Source organism: Micromonospora sp. NPDC048887 (genome assembly GCF_040649715.1).
Lineage (GTDB): Bacteria > Actinomycetota > Actinomycetes > Mycobacteriales > Micromonosporaceae > Micromonospora.
In genome coordinates this window covers 100,892-121,701 of sequence record NZ_JBEZGA010000018.1, presented here as the reverse complement: position 1 = coordinate 121,701, position 20,810 = coordinate 100,892, and the positions used below count along the sequence as shown (strand labels likewise).

Below are 20,810 nucleotides of genomic sequence, written 5' to 3'. Positions count from 1 at the left end.
CTGGCGCTCACCCGCCGACTACGAACGACCAGAGACCCGCGCCCTGGAGGCCCAGGCCGCATAACGGAGCCCTCCACGATTCCAGGGGATTGACAGACGGCGCCCTAGCGCTCACCGCAGCCCATCACCAGACAACAAGCACCGCCAACGACACCGCACTGCCACGAGTTCGGCTCCGCGTCCGTGACCTGACCAGCGCCATCATCCTCGGCGTCTGCTCGCTCACCGTGCTCCTACAGACCATCCTCACCGCGGACATCGTCACGACCTACTCCGTCCAAGTCGTCGGCGTCCGCCTCTCCCTGCCTCAACTGGGCATCGCCGGTGCCCTCACCATGCTCACCGCATTCGCCGTGGCGCACCTCGCCCCCACCACCTGGCTCGCCGGCACCACCGACGCAGCCACCACTAGACCCACCACCGGCCACCTCATCAGACGCGGATACCTCGCCGCCGCCGTCGGCGGATCAACCGCCGCCGCCCTCTACGGCCTCGCCACCGGCACCGCCGTCCAGTTCGGCTACGAGCCATACCTGAAATGGACCCTCGGCTCCGCGCTCCCCCTCGCCGCCTGCGCGGCGATCATCGCCGCCACCGCTCCCCGCATCGCGGCTCCGCACCTGTCCAACTGGCTCGCGCGCACCCGTCCGGCGGCCCTGCCCGCCGCCGTAGCCGCCACCGGCATCTGCCTCATGCGCGCGGCGATCACCCTCACCCCACCGGTCGACCTGACCGGCATGCCCGGCCTCATCGGCAGCGCCGGAGCAGCACTGCTCGGCATCGCCACCGCCCTGACCACCAGCCGAAGCCGCACCACCCGCACCATCACGGTCCCCGGCCTCGCCATCGGCTACGCCATCGTCTTCACCAGCGACACCAGCAGCGCCCTGCTGGTCGGTTACCTCGTCGCCCTCACCTGGTGGGCCGTCCAACTCGCCGCCTACACATTGCGGCTCGCCTACCCCGGCGCCGGGCAGGCATTGCGCCGACTCGCGGGCAGCAGCCACACAGCCTGACGAGTCGTCAGAGCAAACACCGGCGCCAACCCTCGGGACTCACCGCTGTCCGGCCAATGACGGCGCCACCGGCGTGAGCACCAGGCAGCGCTCCAACAGATGACGGCCCGCCGAGATCGGCGGGCCGTCCATTCAATCCAGCCAGCCTGCCGAGCCTCTCGCTCGGCGGGCCAGCCACGCATGCCCTCTGACGCAAGGAGGTCACCGGTTCCACGCGCCCGGATATCGCAGACCACGACCAGCACCAACCCACACATCAGCCTGACCGAAAGGCAACTGACGATGAGAACACTCCAGAACTTCCCAATCTGCATCGAGATGACCGGGCGCACAAGCACCGCGACCCGGATCGCACGTTTCCACACCCAGCTCGGTACGGGGACGCACCGCGTCTCGCAACTGGCGAGCGAGGGCTCGACTGACGCCCTCTGCCCGCCATCCAGCGGTCCGCAGGACCAGGGGGACGCCGTCCGTCCGCGATCGATACAGAGCCTGCGATGCCTCTTCGAGGACAAGCCCAGCCCTTGGCTTGACCCCTGGGGGACACGACGGATGGATAGACGGCCACAGCTGTCAGATGCCGCACCCGCGGGTCGTAGCGACGACCCCGTTCACCCCCGGCCCCAGCAACGCCGGGCCAACGAAAGGAAGCACGATCCATGCCCGCCCCGACCCCGAACCGGCCCGGAATTCAGACCAGGTGCCGACGCACGCCGGCCGACTGCCAACCGCACGACGCGGCGCTGGCAGCCCGGTTCGACCGACGTCCTGGACGGGCGATGAACGGCCCCGCCGCCTCCGAATGGCGGCCAGACCCACTCCTGACCATCGACGACCTCGCGGCCTGGTTGGGCAAGCCCAAGAACACCCTCTACGCCTGGCACAGCCGAGGCAAGGGCCCTCGCGCCATCCGCGTCGGCAACACCCTGCGCTACCGGCGCAGCGAGGTCGAGCGCTGGCTCGAAGACCACACCGACGCGGAGCGGTGAACCATGGCCCGACCTGAACTGGCCATGGCACCTCCGGAAAAATCCGGATCGAGAAACTCGGTCCGAAGAGATTCCGGGCACGCGCCCGGTTCCGCGACTACGACGGCATCACCCGCGACATCGAAGCCACCGACACCACAGGACCGGCCGCCGAACGGGCCTTGAAGGTCAAACTCCGCGACCGTGCCACCCCCACCGACGACGAGATCACCCGCGAAACGCGCATCAGTGCCCTCGCCGAACTGTGGGTCGAAGAGATCACCGCCGAGGAACGCATCGCGCCACAAACCATCCACCGATACGCGACCAGCGTCCGCACCTCGATCCTGCCCGCCCTCGGCAACCTCCGAATCCGGGAAGCCAGCGTCGGACGCCTCGACCGGTTCCTGCGCGACATCGCCAAGGACCGCCCTTCAGCCGCCAAAGGCGTGAAGGTCGTCCTCAGTCAGATGTTCGCTCTGGCCGTACGCCACGGCGCCATCCCCACCAACCCGGTCCGCGACACCGGCCGACTCCGCAAACCCCGCCGCACCGTCGTCGTCCTGTCCGCCGAGCAACTCCAAGCCGTCCGTACGGCGATCCGCGAATGGCAGCGACCTATCCCTGGTAAGCCCGGGCCTCGGCACCGCGGCGACCTGGCCGACGTCGTCGACCTCATGCTCGCCACCGGCGCCCGTATCGGCGAGATCCTGGCCCTCCGCTGGGAGGACCTGGACCTCGCCGCCGAACGACCAACCCTGACGATCTGCGGAACGCTGGTCTTCATCAAGAGCCAGGGCTTCTTCCGACAGCCCTGGACCAAGAGCGACGCCGGCTACCGGAGGGTCGTCCTCCCCCGGTTCGCGGTCGGCATGCTCATGGCCCGCAAACTCACCGCCGCGGACAACCCCCACGACGCGATCTTCGCTTCCCGACGAGGCACCTGGCTCTCCCCCAACAACGTCCGCCGTCAGTGGCGCCAGGCCCGCGCCGAAGCCGACCTCGACTGGGTCACCCCGCACACCTTCCGAAAGACCGTCGCCACCCTCATCAAGGAGGAGATCGATACCAAGAGCGCGGCAGCGCAACTCGGGCACTCCAGCGAGGAGGTCACCGACACCTACTACATCGCCAAGCCGGTACAAGCCCCAGACGTGTCCGGCATCCTCGAACGGCTCGGCAGCCACCCGAGCAACCAAGGATCGCCGTCAGGAGAGAACGATGCACACCGATGACGAACTTGGTTGCCGCACCGCGTAAACGGGGGGTTTTCGGGGGGCGGTTCAAATCTCCATCGAAGAAAATCAAAGCCCTGACCAGTGTTCCCGCTGGTCAGGGCTTTTTCTTTGTCGGGACGGCCGGATTCGAACCGACGACCCCTTGACCCCCAGTGAACTAGCAGGCCTACCGGCGGCTGCCGGACGATACCGCCTCCTGCCGAATATGCAGCTCATCGGCAGGAGGCGGTCCGAGGCAGGCCGGGCTCTACCGGGCCGTCCCGGGCCGTCCGTGAGACGATCGTGAGATCTCACGGCCGGCCCGACTGCGCAGCAGCGCTGGAGAACTGCACCAGCGACCCTCCGCCGCCGAACGCTCGTTCATCGACTACCACCCGTCATCTCAGTGAACGCTCGCAGATGCAGCCGTGCCGCAGCTCTGTCGGCAAACCAGGCGAGGAAGTCGTTGTCCGCATCAACTCCGGCGCGAACGGCGTCACACCAGTCCTATCGATCGACCAGCGGCAGGCCGCGCAGATGCTGCTCGACATCGTCGACCGGCTGCACGCCCTGCGTCCCGGGGCCGGTGCACTGGCGGCAGACACTCTCGGTCAAGTGGCGTTACACCGTGACCGCACTGGTCGAGACGCTGCCCGCCGACGACCGCCGACAGCTGACCGAGCACCTGCTAGGGCGCTGGTGGCCGACGCGCTGGTGGCTGCGGTGACCCGGGCGCAGGTAGTGGCCCTGCGGTCCTTCCTCGCCGAGCTGGACTGGGTCCGTGGCGTCGACCCACCGGTGTCGCTGAGAGCGCGAGATCCTGACCGTCTTGCAGGCTCTGGCTGACGCGTCAGGGCACGGTGTCGTCGTGACCCTTCAGCAACCGTGAACTGGGCGGAAGTCACGCATTGCTGCACGTCATGTCGGCCCGGCGTCCCACGCGGCGTTCCCGCCATGCGGCGTGTTGGTCAACGCATGTCTCCGAGTGTCTGATGCATGTGCATCGACGGAACCACTATCCTACGGTCGTGACCTCCACTGTGGCCGTTAATCAGTCCTTCGCCGCCTTTGATCCGCTGCAGGTAAAGGGCCGGCTAGAAAACAGCCTGGCAGCGCAGCGGGCCCTGAGGCGTGAGATCGAGAACATTTTAAGCTCGTACGTAGGATGGTACGACCCATTCTGCGAGCTAGTCCAAAATGGGCTAGACGCTCTGGAGAAACGGGCACGCGACGAAGAGTTGGCGGGAACAAGCGGCAACTACTCACAACAGCTGCGCATTATTGTTGACCTGGACGAGAATCAGTTGACAGTCTCCGACAACGGATGCGGCATGACCTATGAAGAGTTTCAGCGTTTCCTAGCGCCGAACTTCTCATTCAAAGAGGAAGCCACATCGCGTGGCCATAAAGGTGTCGGAGCGACGTACCTTGCCTACGGGTTCAATTATCTCCGAGTGCACACCCGAGGGCTTGGAAATGAGTCTTGCGGACGGATCCTAGGCGGCCGCGCATGGCTGAAAGGGCCGAGCAGCAGCGATGCTCCGCTCGTTGAACCCGATCCAAATCCCGACATCGATGACAGCTTCCGAGAGATGGATCGAGGCACATCTGTAACCGTTCGCTTCGACGGGCAAACGCAGCCGAGAAAACTAAGTTGGCTGTCTGCCAGAAACGCAGAAACATGGCTTACTATCCTGAGGGTGAAGACCGGGATCGGCTCTGTAGAACCGGCGTCGGACAAGAAGGTCGAAGTGGTTTGCATCGCCGGTGGGGAAATCTCGACTTCAACCACTGGCGGCATTTCTTATCTCTGGCTGCACGAGGAGAAGAGCAAGTCCGCTCGCATCAGAGATGTAGAGCAGAAGGCATCTGAGTTCTTCGAGAAATATGGGCCTTCAAAGCCGTTGCCGAACGCATATCGGCAGCTTGACTTCATATATGATGAGTATGACCCAATCGACTGCAAGAGAATTCTTGCCCCTGACGTGTTCACAGAGCACCAGGAGGTAATCGAAACACACAAGCCGACCATACGGGTTGAGTATGGCTACACCACCAAGCTCTGGAAGGTGTTCAACGAGAAGTTGGGCGTCCGAGGCAACATGCAGGTGCTGAAGGCAGGAATTCAGCTTGCTGCGAACGGGATGCCGCAGGGCGACGTAATTCAGGTTCCCTTAACCAGGTATACCGGTCGACAGAATCAGGTCCACCTCCTCATCCACTTTAAGAACTATACCCCGGACCTTGGCAGAAAGGGCTTCGCCAAGCCGCTTGTCGATTTCGCCACCGATGTCGCTGTTGCAATTGTCCAAGGGCCAATCACGCGGCTACGCTCCAGCATGAAGCGTGACTCCGGCATCGCCCCCGATCTCGATCGAGAGCTTAAGCTTGACGACTGGAAAGAGGAGATGATCAAACATGAAGCAGCTTCACCCCTCCTTCTTTCTTCTGAACACTTCTTCGCCCCAACGAAGCGAATTAGCATCACCTCCACCCCTACGCGTGAGCAAGATGCGATCGCCCTGTTTCATGAGATCATTTCCGGCGGGGTGGTGCGCGGCCTGTCCATCATGTCGACGAACGAGCGATTCAAGTACGACAGCCTTTTCCGGATCAATTTTCAGCACGATCGCGAGTTACTTGAATTCGACGAGGACAGCAATCCGCTGGGCATCGATGCACAGGTGCTTGATGGACTTCACGGAAAAGTTACTCAGCCCAAGGTGCTGGAATACAAATATTCTGTCGATGGTCTACTCAACGACCTAGATGCACAGGAAAAGAATCTCAAGGACATCGATCTGTGCGTGGCATGGAAGATGGGCGAGCAGTGGCGGGAGAGATTCGCAGTCACTTCCCTTCTGCTGCCGGAAAACGTATCTCAGCGTGAGTACCATGGAGTAACCCACGTTCTTCAAGATCCTGACTCTGGCGCACGTCACTGCGACCTCATTATCCTCGAAGACCTCGTGTCACTTCTCATGGACGCCCCAAGAACGCACGAAGTGCAAAGAGCGAACTACGAGTGAGCGGCGGCGCCCCTCCAAGAGAAACCATGTACTACTAAACGCCAATGTGCGCTGGCGATTGTACAGCCAGACCTTGCTCGTGTCACCGACTCTCCTCAGCATTCGCGCAGCTCGCAGCGCATTGGGTGGAACGGGTGACGCCCGCTGAGGTTATCCCACGTGGCGCAGTCGGTCCGTGCCGGATTGTGACTGACATGGAAAACATATACGGGCTGAGTTCAGCCGTTGGACCGTTCGATGGGTACACCGACTATCTGGCCCATGCTCATGATCACCACGCCCGCTCCGGCGGTCCGGCTCCGATCATTGCTCCGACCGTCTTCGGCGGGCCGGGCGAGTGTCGCAACCGTCAGATAGGTTCTCTCCCGCGCACGAAAGGGAGGCGACTGTGGCGGTGGATGCTGGTCTGCCCAGGGCATGGCTGATGCTTGCTGTCGGTGCGGATCGACAGCACGGCGGGAACGACGGCTACGACGACGACCCGGACGCCCACTACAGCTGGGACAGCACCGTTCCGAACGCCCGGACCGTGGCCGTTGGTGACCGGATCGTCCTGTGGGACAGGGAGGCAGTCATCGGCGCCTCCCTGATCGAGGAGATCGAGACCGGCCACGCTGAGAAGATCCTTTACCGGTGTCCCCGCTGCAACAGGGCGGACATCAAGAGGCGTAAGCGTCAATCACCGCAGTTCAGGTGCTTCCCGTGCTCGGACACCTTTGACGTTGCCACCACCCGCGTGGAACGTGTCGAGACTTTCAGGTCGCGCCACGACGCCAACTGGCTCGACCTCGGCCGCTGCCTGGACGGAAGGACTCTGCGCAGCCTCTGTGTCTCCCCGAAATCCCAGCTGAGCATGCGTCCGCTCGTGTGGGACGCTTTTGTCAAGGCACTGCGCAGTGCCGGCAGGGGAAGGGGTGCAACTTTCCTCGAGGACGCAACCCGGTGGGTCCAGTCACGTCCGGAAGGCCATCGACCGGCGAGAGTGCGCGTCCGCGTGGGTCAGCGTGGGTTCAGGCAACGCCTACTTGCGTCCTTCGGACCGGTATGCGCTTTCACCGGTCCCGGCCCCGTTGCGGCGCTGGAAGCGGCGCACCTGTACAGCTACGCAGCAGTCGGCCAGCATCACGACGATGGCGGGCTGCTCCTGAGACGGGATATTCACCGGCTCTTCGATCAGGGGGACATTGCCGTAGACCCGGGCACCCTCACGATCAGCCTGCGGGATGAACTGGCCAGATACCCGGCCTACACGCCTCTGCAGGGCCGGCCGCTCGCGATCAGGTTGGATCGCGGACAGATCGGCTGGATAGAGAAACACTGGCGGCAGCACCGGTCCGACTTCTCCTGAACAACCGCCGCCCGCACAACTTGGATCGAGGTAGACGTTGCCGGTGTACGTATCTCCTCACCGGGCCGTTCGAGATGCAGACAGGCCACGACCACCAGCACTCAGGGCGTGTATTGCGACAGGTCCAGCAGATGCTTCGGTAAGGCGTCCACGAGCGCCGGCTCACCCACTCCCGAATACATGAAGGTGAGGTGACGCCGCGCCCGTGTGACGAGCACGTACAGGTTCATCCGCATGCTGTCGCTGGCGACGTCGCCGGGAACGGTCTGGAGTTCCGGGACCACCACCGAGTCGAATTCGAGACCCTTCACGCTCTGCCAGGTGATCAGCTTGATCCCAGGGCCGCTGAAGGCGGGATCGGAAAGAGTTCCGGTACGGCGTCCGCTGACGTAACCCTGCAACGGATTGACGGTGCGTTGGTTCAACTGATGGTGGTAGTAGAACAGGTCCCTGCTGCGGTGGGACACCACGCCGATGGTCTCGTTCGGGTGCTGCTTCTCCTGTAGGAGGAGCTGGTCAGCCACGTCGGCCTTGTGCGGCACCCTGATCAGGCGAGGTGCAGGACCGTCCGGCAGCAGGTCCGTGGTCCTGCTGCCGGGGCAGAAGTGTTCAGCGAGGTCGCGGATCTGCCGACTGTTGCGCACAGTGCGTGGAAGGGCCACAGGCGGCTTGGTTCCTGCCGCGGCGACGATCTCTCGGAGGGTGCTCTGACGGAGCCCGATGCGTTGGTTCTCGTCGGCGAACACGGTCACCGACGAGGACAGGGCTCCGAGGGCGAGGTAGAAGTCAGCCGGCATGTCCTGGCCCTCGTCGACGACGAGGTACGGCCGTTGTTCCATGACCGGCGGATCGCTGACGATCTTGGTCAGGCAGGCCATCCAGTCGATGTCGTACCGGTCGAGCTTCGGCGGGCTCCGGCGGTAGTGCTTCTGCCAGAAGGCGTGGAGCCATTTGTGGTAGGTGGTCGCGACATCAGCCGCTCCGATCTGCGCCACTGCGGCGCGCGTGTAGGCAGACAGCACCTTGCTGTACATGAGCATGACGGTCGGTCTGCCTGATCGGTGCAGGGCCGCTGCCCGGTAGATCGCCGTGATGGTCTTGCCGGCCCCGGGACTACCGGTGACGAGGTGTGACTCCTCGAACGGCAGAGCGAGAACCTCCCGTTGAGCGGGACTAAGGTCCAGCAACGGCGGCAGTAGCAGAGTCACGTCGTGGCCGCCTGCACGGCGATGAGCTCGGCGAGGGGGTCACGCATGAACCCGTATTCGTCGTCGATCACGAGAGTCCGGTCCAGGAGCACGTTGCCCATGGTGCAACTGGTCTCGGGGACGAGCGCGCAGGCGTGGCAGGCCGCCATCGAGAGTCCGGCCGGGCCCTGGGCTTTCGACTCCCGGCACACCGGATCGAGCGAGCACCATCGGGCGGCGGCGAGGGTGGCGGCGAGGGTGGTGACGAGCCGCTCAGCCTGGCCGGATCGGGCGAGCCCACCGAGAGTGCCTTCGGCATCGCCGGCAGCGGTGTAGATCAGTACTCCGGCCATCGATGTGTCGGCATCCGGAGTGCTCGCGTAGATGCGTTCGCGCAGCGACGAGGAGGGATAGCCGGCGTCGAACGTCAGTTGCCGCATCAGAATATGGGCGATGGTGTGCAGAAGGATGAGTCGGGGTGTGGGTGTGCTCTCGATCCACCTGGCGTGCATGCTGCCGGCGAACCGCTTGTGGAGTGTGGCGGCGTTGCGCACCACCGGGGTCTGCAGTTCCCACCGCCGGAGGTTGTCCTCGTCGAAGACGATGAAGATGCCCTCGCCGTACACCTCTACGGCGGGTAGGGACGCACTGCGTGTTCCGAGGTCGGCCGGAATACGGACATCCATGGTGTGACGGCGGAAGCCCTTCAGAACCCTGACCTCGCGCAGGCGGTCGACGAGAACGATGTCGGAGATGGCCGACTTCATCTGATCGACGACGGGGTCCAACCGGCCGTGCCCCTCCGACGCCGGGAACGGGGTGCGCCGCGTGATGAAGCGGTCGTCCGGGTGGTGTCCGCCCCTGGGGTTGGTCAACGCATGCCACTCGCGCTCCGCCAGCTCCTCGGAGGTGCCCGAGCCGGCCTGGGCGCCGGTGACGCCGAGCCGGTCGTTCAGGATGGCGGTGACCTGTTGCTCCTTGACGTTCTCCTGCTCGGCGATCATGCGGATCAGGTGTTCACGGATACCGCTCTCGGGTTCCTTGTGGAGTAGAAGGAAGTACTGGTTCTGTTCGACCCGCGCAGCCGTGCCGCCCCAGGTGACCCAGTCGGAATCGGGCGGAAGGTCGATCGCGGATCCGGTATCCGGGAAGTAAACGCTCGATGCACCCCGCTGCAGGACCACGGGTGTCTGATCGCAGGTCACCGCCTCGGTATCACGCTGCCAGGGCTGCCGCCCGCGGCACTGGATGTTGATGCGTCCGAGGGCGCCGGGCGACGTGAGGTCCGCGAGGTTCCTGTCGGCCCGGCAGGTCCGGCACCGGACCCGGAGTGACTCCAGTCCGCCGCCCACGGTCGTCAGGTGATCGAACTGCAGCTCGGCGCGCCCGCACTGGCGTTGCTCGCGTCCCCGGCCGCCCCCGGAGTGGGCCCACCGCACCCAGGGGACGTCGTCGAGATGGCCGTTGCCGCACACCGCCACAAACCTCATAGGTACCAGCTGGGGATTACGTTTGCAGTGCTGGCAGCGGGGTATTCTCCCCGGCTGCTCCCGGCGGACGCTCCACTGCGTCATCGTGCGGCACGTGCCGCAGAACAGCCACTGCGGGAAGCGGTAGTAGGGTAGCCCACCGTCGCGCGGCGCCGGGGGAAGGCGTAGCTCCTCGACGCCGAAGTGTGCCGCGATGCGTGGGGCGGCCAGAGTCATCCGCCGCCCCTTCCAACGGGTTACGTCCTCCGCGACGAAGGATTCACCCAGCATGTCCACGATGGCGCCGACGCCGAACGGTGAGAGAGCCTGCATACGCCGCAACCGACGGTCCGTCACTGCCCCTCCCCCCGCACCAGCACCCGGGCGTCCGTGTCGACGTTGCGCATGGAGTCGAGTGTCGGCCATCCCGGCCCGGGCTTGTCGAACTGCCTCAGCAGCTGGATACGTTCACGCCCGCCGTCGGTATATCGGAGCCCTCCCAGCGGATGTGCCCGGTCGACGAGGCCGGCCCAGTGTTCCTCTAGCTGTTCCACGTGTCGTGCGACGTCGGCGGCCTCGTCCGGATCCGCGGCCCGCGCGCGCGTGATGAACTCCTCCACCAGGGCCCGCCAGGCGGGATCCTCCGGGTCGAAGGCGGCGGCAGAGCGGTCGTCACGCCAGATGTGCACATGGCGGGCCAGGATCACAAGTCCCGCATGCAACGCGCGGGTGCGGGCCGGCACCGAGAACGGTGTCACCGACGTGGGTTCGACAACCCGGTAGAGGGAGGTGTGGTACGGGATGAACGACTCGTAGTGTGAGCGGTCGCGGGGCTTGGACGGCGAGTAGAGGGTGACCACAAGGCCGGGGTGGCGACGCCCGACCCGGCTCGTGGCCTGGATGTACTCGGCGGTCGTCTTCGGCTGGCCGACGACCAGCATGAGGCCCAGTCGCGGGACATCGACACCGACGGAGATCATGTTCGTACTGGGCACAAACGACACCGCACCTGGCTGTCCGCGCTCCACGAATAGCCGCTGAAGGTGACGCGGGATGTCCGCCGGGGGAATGTTGCTGGTCAGTTCCATGATCTCGGCATCGTCGAGGTCACGTCGGTCGTCCTCGGCAGGTGCGATGACGCCGAGCCGCGCGGGGATGTCGTCGTGTGCCAGGGTGACCGTCTTGCCGAGTTCGCGGAGGCTGTTGTGATAGGCGACAAGGGTCCAGTAGGCATCCGCGGACCGCGGTCCGAGCGGTAGTTCGATGGGAGCGTTGAGCATCGCCGCCGAGAGGTGGACCATCGCGGTCAGAGGTGTGTGCCCCTGGGGCATGACCCCGGCGTAGAGCCGGCCGGGTCGGCCGTGGTCCGATCGGACGAAGTACGAGTCCTCCGCGTCGAGGCCGGAGGGCGGAAACAGGGCGATGGGGCGTCCGAAGACGCCGCGGGACTGGGCATCGGCGCGACGGATGGTGGCGGTGGAGGCGACGATCTTGGGGCGGGCGCCGTGACGGGTCATCGCCACGTCGAAGGCAGCCTCGTAGAGCCCGACGATGGTGCCGAGCGGCCCGGAGATGAGATGGAACTCGTCCTGGATTATCAGCGCCGGACCGGGATCGGCGCCGGCGCCGATGAACACGCCCGCCCGCGGTTCGCGGGTGAACCGGGCGAACTTGTCCACGGTGGCGACGAGCAGCGTCGGCGGATCCGCGTAGAGCGCGTCATCGACGGACGCGACCGGCAGCGATCTGTGGAAGTCGCAGTCGACGTTGGGGCAATTGATCCGGAAGCTGTTGTTGTCGGCGCGCACTCCCCACGCGTCCTCCGGGGCATCACCGGTCGGAAGGATCTGGGTGCCGCACCAGGGACAGCGTTCGACCTGGAAGCTTTTGGTCGTCGGCTCGCGATTCCTCACGGTCTGCAGCAGGTCGGCCGCGTCGGCGAAACTGTTCGGACTGTTGTTACCGCCGACCCAGATCCCGATAGAGACCGGCCGGGTCCCCAGTTCTTCGACGCGCTCCTGCCGGATCAGCTCACAGGCACAGATCAGGGTCGCTGCCCTCTGGAACTGCTGGGCCGTTAGTAGTCGCAGTGTGTAACGGGTGATGACAGTGGTCCCGGCGCCGGCGTCCCCGAGCGTCAGGCGCCGGTGGAAGACGGTGAAGGCGACCAGGCCGAGATACGCCTCGGTCTTGCCACCACCGGTGGGAAACCAGATCAGGTCGACGAGTTCGCGATCATCATGCTCCGTGTCGACGATGGAGGGCAGGGACAGGAGCACGAAGGCCAGCTGGAACGGTCGCCAGCGGCGCTGCGGGTCGTCGTACTCGGGCGCGGCGGGGAGACGGTCGTTCCAGGCGCGGCCCGTGCCGGCGAATTCAGGCCCGCCCCGGATCATCTGCATCAGCATGGCCCTGTTCGCAAGGACGAAGGCACGCCGGGCGGTGGGATCCCGCTGGAGCAGCTCCACACCCTCACGCATCCGGCCCCGGGCGCGATCGACGCGTTCGAGGAGCCGGTCAGCCGCCGCAACGAGGGGCTGCGCGAGCTTGTCCCGGCGTGTGTGGTTGCTCCGGGCCCAGACGTCGTAGTCGTCCACGAAGTTGTACAGCCTGCTGATGATTCCTTCCGTGTCCCGCTCGAGCCCGGTGAGGAGATTCAGACTCAGTACCTCCTGGTCACCCGGCAGTTCGAACGCGACATCGGGGACGACGTGGCTGGGCACGAAGGTCGTCTGCACCGACGTAGCGAGGTCACCTTCCGCATGCCAACTGGCGGCGGCGCCGTGGCCCAGGGCGAACACAGGAACCTTGCGGTAGAGGAGCGCGAGTTCCTCTTCCTCAGGGTCCGAATGGAGTCGCAGTGTCGACGGATACGGGGTTATGGCGCCCTCGACCGGGCTGCACCCTAGCGTCACCTGCAGCAGACAGTCAGCGGGGTCGAGTTTCCCCTGCTCCGACAGCTTCCGTTCATTGACGAGCGATACCGTGACCAGTACGCCGTCGCCGAACTCCCGCCAGACGACCACAACGGAGGCGTCCCCGTCGAACAGGTGGTGCTCGGTCCGCCGTCCCCTTGACGGCGGCTCGACGTACAGGGCGGCGCTGCCGGTTGCAGCCATCGGCTGACGTCGCCACGTCTGCCGGTCCTCACGCAGGTAGCGGGCGGCTGTCACCTCGATCCGGAGGGTCGACCTTCTGGAGATGACGAAGCTCAGTCCTACCGAGCTCGGCATCAGTTGCCCGGCCAGCGCCACGGGATCCTCGTCGCTCTCGGCCTCGTCGTTCGATCCGACGGCTGGATTGTCGTCCACGATGTCGTCATCGTGCGTGTCGAGGGGTACTTCACCGGGAAAGAGAATGCCGGCCAGGTAACGGCGGTCCGGTCGCTCGGCGAGAACCTCGTCCTCGCCGTACCAGGGACCGACAAGCTGCCGGCGGAGGTAGTCCAGGACCGAAGCCCGGTCCTCCGAGCCACTCTGAACGGGCGTCGATGTCACCGGTCGTCCTCCTGCCCCTGCTCCTGCCCACCGGCAGCCATCCAGAGTCCCACTCTCGCGCGTGTCATTCCTACGTAGAGGTTGCTGATCCGACGGGGATCGACCGGGCCGATGTCGGCCAGGAGGATGAACCGGCTCTCCAGTCCCTTGAAGTCCTCGATCCTGGCGAAGGCGATCCGGCCCCGTGCAGGTTTCCGCAGCGTGTGCAGGTCCAGCACGTCGATGCGGTGTCGCCAGCGGGCCGGCAGGTCGGCGAACAGGGAATCCGCCAGGGGCAGCGGTGACAACAGAATGATGTCCGTGTTCGGGATCCCGTTGTCGTGGAGCCGTTCGAGCTCTGCGGCGGCTGCCGCGGCCCGACGGGAGCGGTCCGGTTCCTCGACCACCACCACCGCGGGTCCTTCCCCCGCCGATGAGACACCGGTGTCCGCTCCGGTCATCTGCTGAGTCGACGTGACGATCTGCCGCGTGTTGCGGCAGTTGTCCTGCAGCCGCACCTGCGTGGGCCGTAGGGATCTGAGATATTCCAGTGCCTCGTCGTCGCAGGAGCCGACGAGACCACGCTGGTTGTTGCTGTCGAGCAGCATGTACCAACTGCCGTCGGCGAGGCCGCCGGCAAGCCTGCTGTCCAGGTACGACAGGTCGGCGAAGTTGATCAGGTCCTGTGCCTCGTCGACGACGACGGTATCGAAGGTCCCCTCGCTGCCGCCCGCGAGGTTGGCGAAGGGCACGACATGGACGTCCTGCATTCCGGGTTGGTGTCGCACGAACCCGGCGACCACCTGGCTGCGGCAGGTGAACAGGGTCCGTTTGCCGCTCGCGGCCGATCTACGGGACATCTCGGCTGCGAGCATCGTCTTGCCCGTGCCCGCGCCGCCCTCGACCAGTAGCCGCGGGTTGTCTCCCACGTAGTCGAGCGTGCGGTACTGGCTGGCGGTCAGGGCGACGAGGTCGGCCTCCGCGTCGGTGACGATCTGGCGCAGCGTGGGAACGGCGTCGAAGTCCGGCCGCAGGGCCTGCAGTACCTCCCGCAGGAGAGGTTCCTCGAGCACGGCCCGACGTCCTCCGGGCTTGGCCCGCCAGTAGTCCGCCATCCGGCCCAGGCTGCGTTGCAGGCCGTCGGTGCGGTCGAGCTGCCGACGGTCGATCAGGGTCTCCTCGTCCCACTCGACCGAGGGCTGCTCAGGTAGTCGGCAGTCCGGGCAGACGACGGCGAAACCGATGGGGATGTCACGCATCGTCTCGCGGCCGAGGCGGTCCTCGAGACGGCGCTGCAGGGTGAACATGGCGCCTGTCGCCTGCGCGAAAGGGCTCTCCCTCCGCCGTCGCTCCGTGCCGGTGCGGTCGCGGTAGGTCCAGACACCGTTGGCGCAGCCGACGTAGCCGCCCTTGACCTCGATGACGTACACACCGCGTCGTCCCGCCACCACGAAGTCGATCTCGCTGACGCGCTTCCATCCGTGCTCGGGAAGATTGAGGCTGTGCAGGGCGAAGCTCCATCCAGCATCCACAAGTTTGAGACGTCTGTAGATCTCGGCCTCGGCGGCACTCTTCATCGACGGGGAGATCGGCTCAGGAACCATCCGCACCCGCAGGATTGTGCACGATGAGGGAGCCTCCCGCCGAACCTCTCTGTTGTCCGTGGGGGCCACAATGGCCGGTGTGACTTGTTCAGCCGATCAGGAGGTTGTCGACACGTGCGTACAACTGATATTGGCGCACGTACGGGACAGGTCGGTCGGGGACTGGGAGGTCGACAGCGTTCTCGAGCTGGTCGGCGACCCACGTGCGACGGTGCGGCAGCAGGTCCTTGAAAGGCTGGTCAAGCTCGGTATCGCCGTCGTCCCACCGGGTGGCGACGAGCTCGATGGCCGTGGGCCGGCTCGACTGGTCGACCCGTCCCACAGGGAACGCTTCCTTTCCGACGCCCGGAGGCTCCTATGTAGGGACAGGACGTCGTCCCGGCCATGGGACCGCCTGCTCACGGCCTCCGAGGAGGTCGGCTTGGCGCTGCTGCTCCGTGGGGAACAGTACCGGCCGGACGAGGAGGTTCCGCACGGCTACCGCGCAGGTCTCGAGCTCCCGGACGAACGGGCGCGGGCATTCGACGCCATGGTGCTGCACAACCGGCGGCTCGTTGCTTCGGTCGCCGGCAGCCTTGTCGGACAGGGGGTGGAGAGCGAGGACCTGGACCAGCACGGCGTTGTCGGCCTGATGCGGGCGGTCGAAAGGTTCGATCCCACCCGCGGTCTGAAGTTCTCCACCTATGCGGTCTGGTGGATCCGCCAGGCCGTGACGAGAGCAGTCGCCAACGAGAGCCGCTTGATCCGCCTGCCGGTCTACAAGTCCGATCAGGTACGTCAGGTGGTTGCGAGCCGGAACCGGCTCTTGACGCATTCCGGCAGGGCGACGGTGTCGGAAATCTGTCACGAGCTCAGCCTGGAACCGGGCACGGTAATCGAATGCCTCAGGCTGCATGCCGGAGTGGTGTCGCTGGATCTGCTGATCGGGGACGGCAATGCGTCGCTGGCCGAATTCGTGACCCCGGACCGCGACACACTGCGACCCGACGTGGTTGCACAGCGTCAGGAGACACTTACTCTTCTCCGGGCCTCGCTGGCGGACCTCCCCGAACGCTCGGCGGCAATCCTGGCCTGGCGGGCCGGTGTCGGAACCGGCGTCCCCATGACCCTCGACGAGATCGGACGCCGACTCGGAATCACCCGCGAGCGTGTCCGCCAGTTGGAGCAGAAGGCACTGCCACAGCTCCGTGAGCGGATGAGGGCGCGCCTGGGTGGCGCAGCGCCGGACGCCGACGATCTGATGAACTGATGTCCGTTCTGCCACACATCCGAGGCGGGAGACAGCGCCCCGGCACCTCGCCGTGGGTTCGACGCCATCTCGTCGGTCGATCCCCCGGGGCCCGGCGCCCCACCGCCGTCCGCCGCAGGCATTCACGTGGGCGGAACGGGACGGGCAGTAAGCCCGGACCCGGAACATCCGAACGCGGCGGTACCACCGTGAAGGCCCTCCGGCCCGGGAACCACCGGCGGCGGGCGTGCCGCGTTGGGGTAGGTTGTCGGCAATGACGGGACGTCCCACCGCTCTCAACGCCGCCGTGTCGGCGCAGATGAGCCGGATGCCGCGGTCGCGGACGAAGCCTGAGATGTCGGTACGACGTGAGCTGCACCGACGGGGGCTACGGTTCAGGGCGAACCATCCCGGTCTGCCCGGCCGACCGGACATCGCCTTCACACGGGCACGTCTGGCCGTGTTCGTCGACGGATGCTTCTGGCACCTGTGCCCCGAGCATGCGGTGCTGCCGAAGAACAACGCCACGTGGTGGCGGGAGAAACTGGAACGTAACGTGCTGCGTGACCGCGAGAAGGACGAGGCCCTGACAGCACTCGGCTGGACGGTGCTGCACTTCTGGGAGCACGAGTATCCCGTGGCCGTTGCGGATGTCGTCGAGCAGCTCTGGCGGGAACGGTGCCGATCCCGGACCACAGCGTGGGCGGTCGGGTGAGGCAGGGTGGGTGTGGCATCCTGGTCCTCACGGACGACGTGAGCGGAGGTGCCGATGCCGGGTAGAGCGTGGTACGACGTGGCGCCCTCGGCCGCACGACTGACCGGGTCGCTGCGGGACATCGGGTACGAGTTCCCCACCGCTGTGGCGGACATCGTCGACAACAGCGTCGCTGCCGGGGCCACCCGCATCGACGTCACGGTCGAGTTCGACGGGGAGGACTCCCGTGTCGTTATCGCCGACGACGGCCACGGGATGTCAGCCGGCCAGCTCACGGAGGCTCTCCGGTTCGGCACCAGACGTTCGTACCGTCGCGGCGAGCTGGGGCGGTACGGCCTCGGCCTCAAGACCGCGTCGCTCTCCCAGTGCCGGACACTCACCGTGATCAGTCGCAGCAGCCGAACGGTTGCGCGGACGAGCGCACGGCAGTTGGACCTCGACCTTGTGGAGGAATGGGACCAGTGGGTCGTCGTGGACCCGTCCCCGCAGGATCCGGTGGTCGGCAGAGCCCGGCAATGGCTGGCCGAGGGAACCGGCACCGTGGTCGTCTGGCAGGCGCTCGATCGCGTACTGCCCGAGAAGCGCCCGGCGGGCGGCTGGGCCCGACGGCGTCTGGAATCCCTGGCAGCGCGCACGTCGGACCACCTGAGCATGGTCTTCCACCGCTTCCTGGAGGGGTCCGACGGACTCGCCCCGATCGTGATCTCGGTCAATGGACAGAAACTGCGCCCGTGGAACCCGTTCGCTCTGCAGGAGCCGCACACCTCCGAGCTGCCCCGGCAGCAGTTCGAGATCGAGATGGCGGGCACAGCGGGACTGGTTCAACTCCGACGCTTCGTTCTACCGCCGCGTGACTGCTTCACCTCAGCCGCAGAATTCGAACGGCATTCCGGCCCTCTGAACTGGAACCGGCAGCAGGGCCTGTACGTGTACCGGGCCAACCGACTGGTGCAGTGGGGCGGGTGGGGAGGGATCCGCGGTATCGACGAGCACACCAAATTGGCCAGGGCGGCGCTGGATTTTGACAACGACCTCGACAGCGCATTCAACATCAACGTCGCCAAGATGCGCGTCAGCCTGCCGGCCCAGTTGCGCCACATCCTGGAGGCGCCGGTCAACGAACTGTGCGTTCTCGCAAACGATGCCTACCGCAGAACCTCGCGGCGACAGGGACGACCGTTCCCGACGGACGTGGATGTATCACCTGAGGTGCGTGCAGCCACCCAGGCGGCCACGACCGCCGGCCTCGCTCTGCGGATGGCCGCCATGCAGGCGGATCAGTGGGGAGCATGGCAGCGCATCGAGGAGACTCTCCGCACCCAGTCGCCGGAGGTGGCCCAGCTCCTCGGGCTGGACCGCTGACCCGGACCGGAAGTCAGAACAGCTGAGGTCGGTCGATCCGCGCACCGGCGCACTTCTTCACCAACGGGCATTCCTGGCACAGCGGCTCGACCGGCCGGCACAATGTGTTCGCGAGTTCGATCAGGCCCAGATGCGCGGCGCGCGCATCGCTATCGATCCCGATCATGCGGGCGACTTCCAGCCGGCCGTCCGTCAGGCGGTTGCGTCGGTCGACGGGATGGCCACTGAAGCGGGCTGCCACCCGCAACACACCCTTCGTGACGAGTACCGGCTCCTCCGATTCGTCCTCAGCGCCCGCGGGAACGACCAGCACGGCCAGGTCAGCGATGGACTCGTTGAGACCGGGAACCCGCCGCAGTTCATCGTCGTCCCGCAGTGCCCGGGGATCATCGGCGAGTCGCTGGGCGAGCTCCACCACCGTCCCGGCCCGGTTCGCCCTTGAGATGAATCCGCCGGTGCGACGGAGATTCTCCTCCGCCGCCACCGTGTCCTGTGGCTGGCGCCATGTCCGTAGCAGGGTCCACACCTGGCGCATCACGTCCGGGTGGGCACGGTCGAGCAGTATCTCCGCCTGGATGACCTGCCACCGTGTCTCCGCACGCAGCCATGGAATGCCGCTCACCTGACCGGAGGCGAACCAGGTTGCGAGCGTCGAGGCGACCTCCCGCGTCGACACGTGTGCCGGCCGGGGGTTGTCGAGCGCACCGCGCACGGCCCGGGACAGGTGCTCACCGAGCAGCGGGGGTACAGCGTTGCCGATCTGCTTGAACGCGGCCGACGGCGGACCGGCGAAGCGGAACCAGTCGGGGAAGGTCTGCAGACGGGCTGCCTCACGAACGGTGATGGTGCGGTTCTGCCGCGGGTGGATGTACCAGTAGCCGTCCTTCGCGATGTGCGCCGTGATGGTCCGTGACAGTTCGTTCTCGCCAAGGCGCTTGTACTTGTCGTCGAAGATGTCGTCGCGGTACCGCTTTACCTCGTCCGGTAGATCGGAATACCGGGTCGACGGATCCATCATCTCGAACGCACGCAGGTCGTCCTCACGTACCGGGCGGGTGATGTGGTCGAAGACCTTGTGCGTATCCGGTTCAGCCACACCCTCCCGCATGCGCTTCTGGAAAGTTGTCAAGGGCACGTCGTAGGGGGCCCAACCCTCGGCACCCCCTTCCGGACGCCAGCCCCCCTCCACCTCCGGTAGATCGCCGATCGCGTTCCACACGGTGACCCGCTCCGGCTGCTCCCCTGGCCAGTCGAACGCCAGACCGTCCCGCAGGCCGACCAGAATGAGCCGTTGACGGAACTGCGGAACGCCGTACCGGAAGGTGTCGACCGCCTTCTCCTCCACCGCGTAACCGAGCGATTCCAGCTCGTGCACCATCGTCCGGAGGATGAACATCTCCTTGTCGAGAGCCATGTCCGTCACGTTCTCCATCAGCACCGCCGGGGGACGGGCAAGCCGGATGACCTCGAGGAACGATCGCCACAGATCGCGCCGTTCGTCATAGGGATCACGCAGACCGTGGCGCACCTTGTGGCGGATCATCGACCGGCCGGCTTTGGAGAACGGCTGACAGGGAGGCCCGCCGGCCAGCAACTCGACGCCTGCATGCCGGACGAGCTCGGCGACCTCCCGGATGCGCGCGGGGTCACCCAGGTCCCAGTCCACGCTCAGACCACCGTGGTGGTGGCGGTGGGTCTCGACCGCCTCCGAGTAGTGGTCCACCGCGAGGACCACGCGGTAGCCGGCGTTCTGCATACCGAGACTCAGACCACCCGCTCCGCTGAACAGGTCGACCGCCAACCGGTGCCCTCCCCTACGGGACGCCTGTGCGTACCGCAGGAGCTGGTCGCTGTCGGTGACGGCGTCGGGGTGGGGCGCCAGCTGCACGAACGGCCCACGTACCAGTCTGACCTTGTACTTGCCGCGACGGGCGGTGGGATCGGGTGCGTTGGGCTCGGCGGCGCGGTCGGTCACGTGCACGAACGTTACCGGTGACGGCGCCCGCAGCCCAGCACGCCCCGGCGCGGACGCCGGCGTCGGAATGCGGCTCTTTCCCTGGCTCGGACAGCGCGGAACCGACGACCGGTGTGGGATCGGATCGCTTCGGCGCGATCCTGCTGGCCGGCCGGACAACCGGACGGTCCCGGAGGAGGGTGACCTGCGCCACCCATGCTGTATACGTGGTTACCG

Annotated in this window: 13 protein-coding genes and 1 pseudogene; 8 read left to right on the top strand and 6 right to left on the bottom strand. The window is 66.0% G+C overall.

Annotation, left to right across the window (positions count from 1 at the left end; translation table 11 throughout):
• Positions 1–89 precede the first annotated feature (89 nt).
• From AB0C17_RS24350 to AB0C17_RS24330, 5 genes and pseudogenes are all read left to right on the top strand, one after another.
• Positions 90–1,016: a hypothetical protein gene (locus tag AB0C17_RS24350; protein WP_357480587.1), complete on the top strand. Its 927-nt coding sequence runs from the start codon at positions 90–92 to the stop codon at positions 1,014–1,016.
• A 779-nt stretch (positions 1,017–1,795) separates the two neighbouring features.
• Entirely contained in the window at positions 1,796–2,005 is a 210-nt protein-coding gene (locus AB0C17_RS24345) for a helix-turn-helix domain-containing protein (RefSeq protein WP_030504821.1), read from the top strand.
• Between the two features lie 3 nt (positions 2,006–2,008).
• Positions 2,009–3,219, top strand: a pseudogene (locus AB0C17_RS24340) (site-specific integrase).
• A gap of 1,010 nt (positions 3,220–4,229) precedes the next feature.
• Entirely contained in the window at positions 4,230–6,230 is a 2,001-nt protein-coding gene (locus AB0C17_RS24335; protein WP_357389787.1) for a hypothetical protein, read from the top strand.
• Positions 6,231–6,618: 388 nt separating this feature from the next.
• The gene (locus tag AB0C17_RS24330) at positions 6,619–7,578 is read left to right on the top strand and encodes an HNH endonuclease signature motif containing protein (protein ID WP_357389785.1); all 960 of its coding nucleotides are present in this window, start codon (positions 6,619–6,621) and stop codon (positions 7,576–7,578) included.
• A gap of 101 nt (positions 7,579–7,679) precedes the next feature.
• Here the strand turns inward: AB0C17_RS24330 and AB0C17_RS24325 are convergent, their stop codons facing one another.
• From AB0C17_RS24325 to AB0C17_RS24305, 5 genes are all read right to left on the bottom strand, one after another.
• Entirely contained in the window at positions 7,680–8,786 is a 1,107-nt protein-coding gene (locus AB0C17_RS24325; RefSeq protein ID WP_357389783.1) for an AAA family ATPase, read from the bottom strand.
• Complete coding sequence (locus AB0C17_RS24320) at positions 8,783–10,591, bottom strand: DUF1998 domain-containing protein (protein WP_357389781.1); 1,809 nt, start codon at positions 10,589–10,591, stop codon at positions 8,783–8,785. Before AB0C17_RS24320 ends, AB0C17_RS24325 begins: the two co-directional genes overlap by 4 nt.
• Positions 10,588–13,731, bottom strand: coding sequence for a helicase-related protein (locus AB0C17_RS24315; RefSeq protein WP_357389779.1), 3,144 nt, complete (start codon positions 13,729–13,731; stop codon positions 10,588–10,590). Before AB0C17_RS24315 ends, AB0C17_RS24320 begins: the two co-directional genes overlap by 4 nt.
• The gene (locus AB0C17_RS24310) at positions 13,728–15,314 is read right to left on the bottom strand and encodes an NERD domain-containing protein (protein ID WP_357389792.1); all 1,587 of its coding nucleotides are present in this window, start codon (positions 15,312–15,314) and stop codon (positions 13,728–13,730) included. Before AB0C17_RS24310 ends, AB0C17_RS24315 begins: the two co-directional genes overlap by 4 nt.
• An 88-nt stretch (positions 15,315–15,402) precedes the next feature.
• Positions 15,403–15,636, bottom strand: coding sequence for a hypothetical protein (locus AB0C17_RS24305; protein ID WP_357389777.1), 234 nt, complete (start codon positions 15,634–15,636; stop codon positions 15,403–15,405).
• A gap of 99 nt (positions 15,637–15,735) precedes the next feature.
• Between AB0C17_RS24305 and AB0C17_RS24300 the strand changes: the two genes are divergently transcribed.
• The 3 genes from AB0C17_RS24300 to AB0C17_RS24290 all read left to right on the top strand — a co-directional run bounded on the left by AB0C17_RS24300 (position 15,736) and on the right by AB0C17_RS24290 (position 18,619).
• Positions 15,736–16,563 (top strand): sigma-70 family RNA polymerase sigma factor, encoded by an 828-nt coding sequence (locus AB0C17_RS24300; protein WP_357389775.1) that lies wholly within the window; start codon positions 15,736–15,738, stop codon positions 16,561–16,563.
• 253 nt (positions 16,564–16,816) lie between these two features.
• Complete coding sequence (locus tag AB0C17_RS24295; protein ID WP_357389773.1) at positions 16,817–17,257, top strand: very short patch repair endonuclease; 441 nt, start codon at positions 16,817–16,819, stop codon at positions 17,255–17,257.
• A 78-nt stretch (positions 17,258–17,335) separates the two neighbouring features.
• On the top strand, positions 17,336–18,619 hold the full coding sequence (locus AB0C17_RS24290) for an ATP-binding protein (protein WP_233579674.1): 1,284 nt from the start codon (positions 17,336–17,338) through the stop codon (positions 18,617–18,619).
• 13 nt (positions 18,620–18,632) lie between these two features.
• On the opposite strand, the gene dcm is transcribed toward AB0C17_RS24290, so the two are convergent.
• Entirely contained in the window at positions 18,633–20,594 is a 1,962-nt protein-coding gene (gene dcm, locus AB0C17_RS24285) for a DNA (cytosine-5-)-methyltransferase (RefSeq protein WP_357389770.1), read from the bottom strand.
• Positions 20,595–20,810: the final 216 nt, after the last annotated feature.

Bases quoted from the DNA above. Each gene is read 5' to 3' on its own strand.
- AB0C17_RS24345 (WP_030504821.1), top strand. From the start codon at position 1,796: ATGAACGGCCCCGCCGCCTCCGAATGGCGGCCAGACCCACTCCTGACC.
- AB0C17_RS24310 (WP_357389792.1), bottom strand. From the start codon at position 15,314: ATGGTTCCTGAGCCGATCTCCCCGTCGATGAAGAGTGCCGCCGAGGCC.
- AB0C17_RS24295 (WP_357389773.1), top strand. From the start codon at position 16,817: ATGACGGGACGTCCCACCGCTCTCAACGCCGCCGTGTCGGCGCAGATG.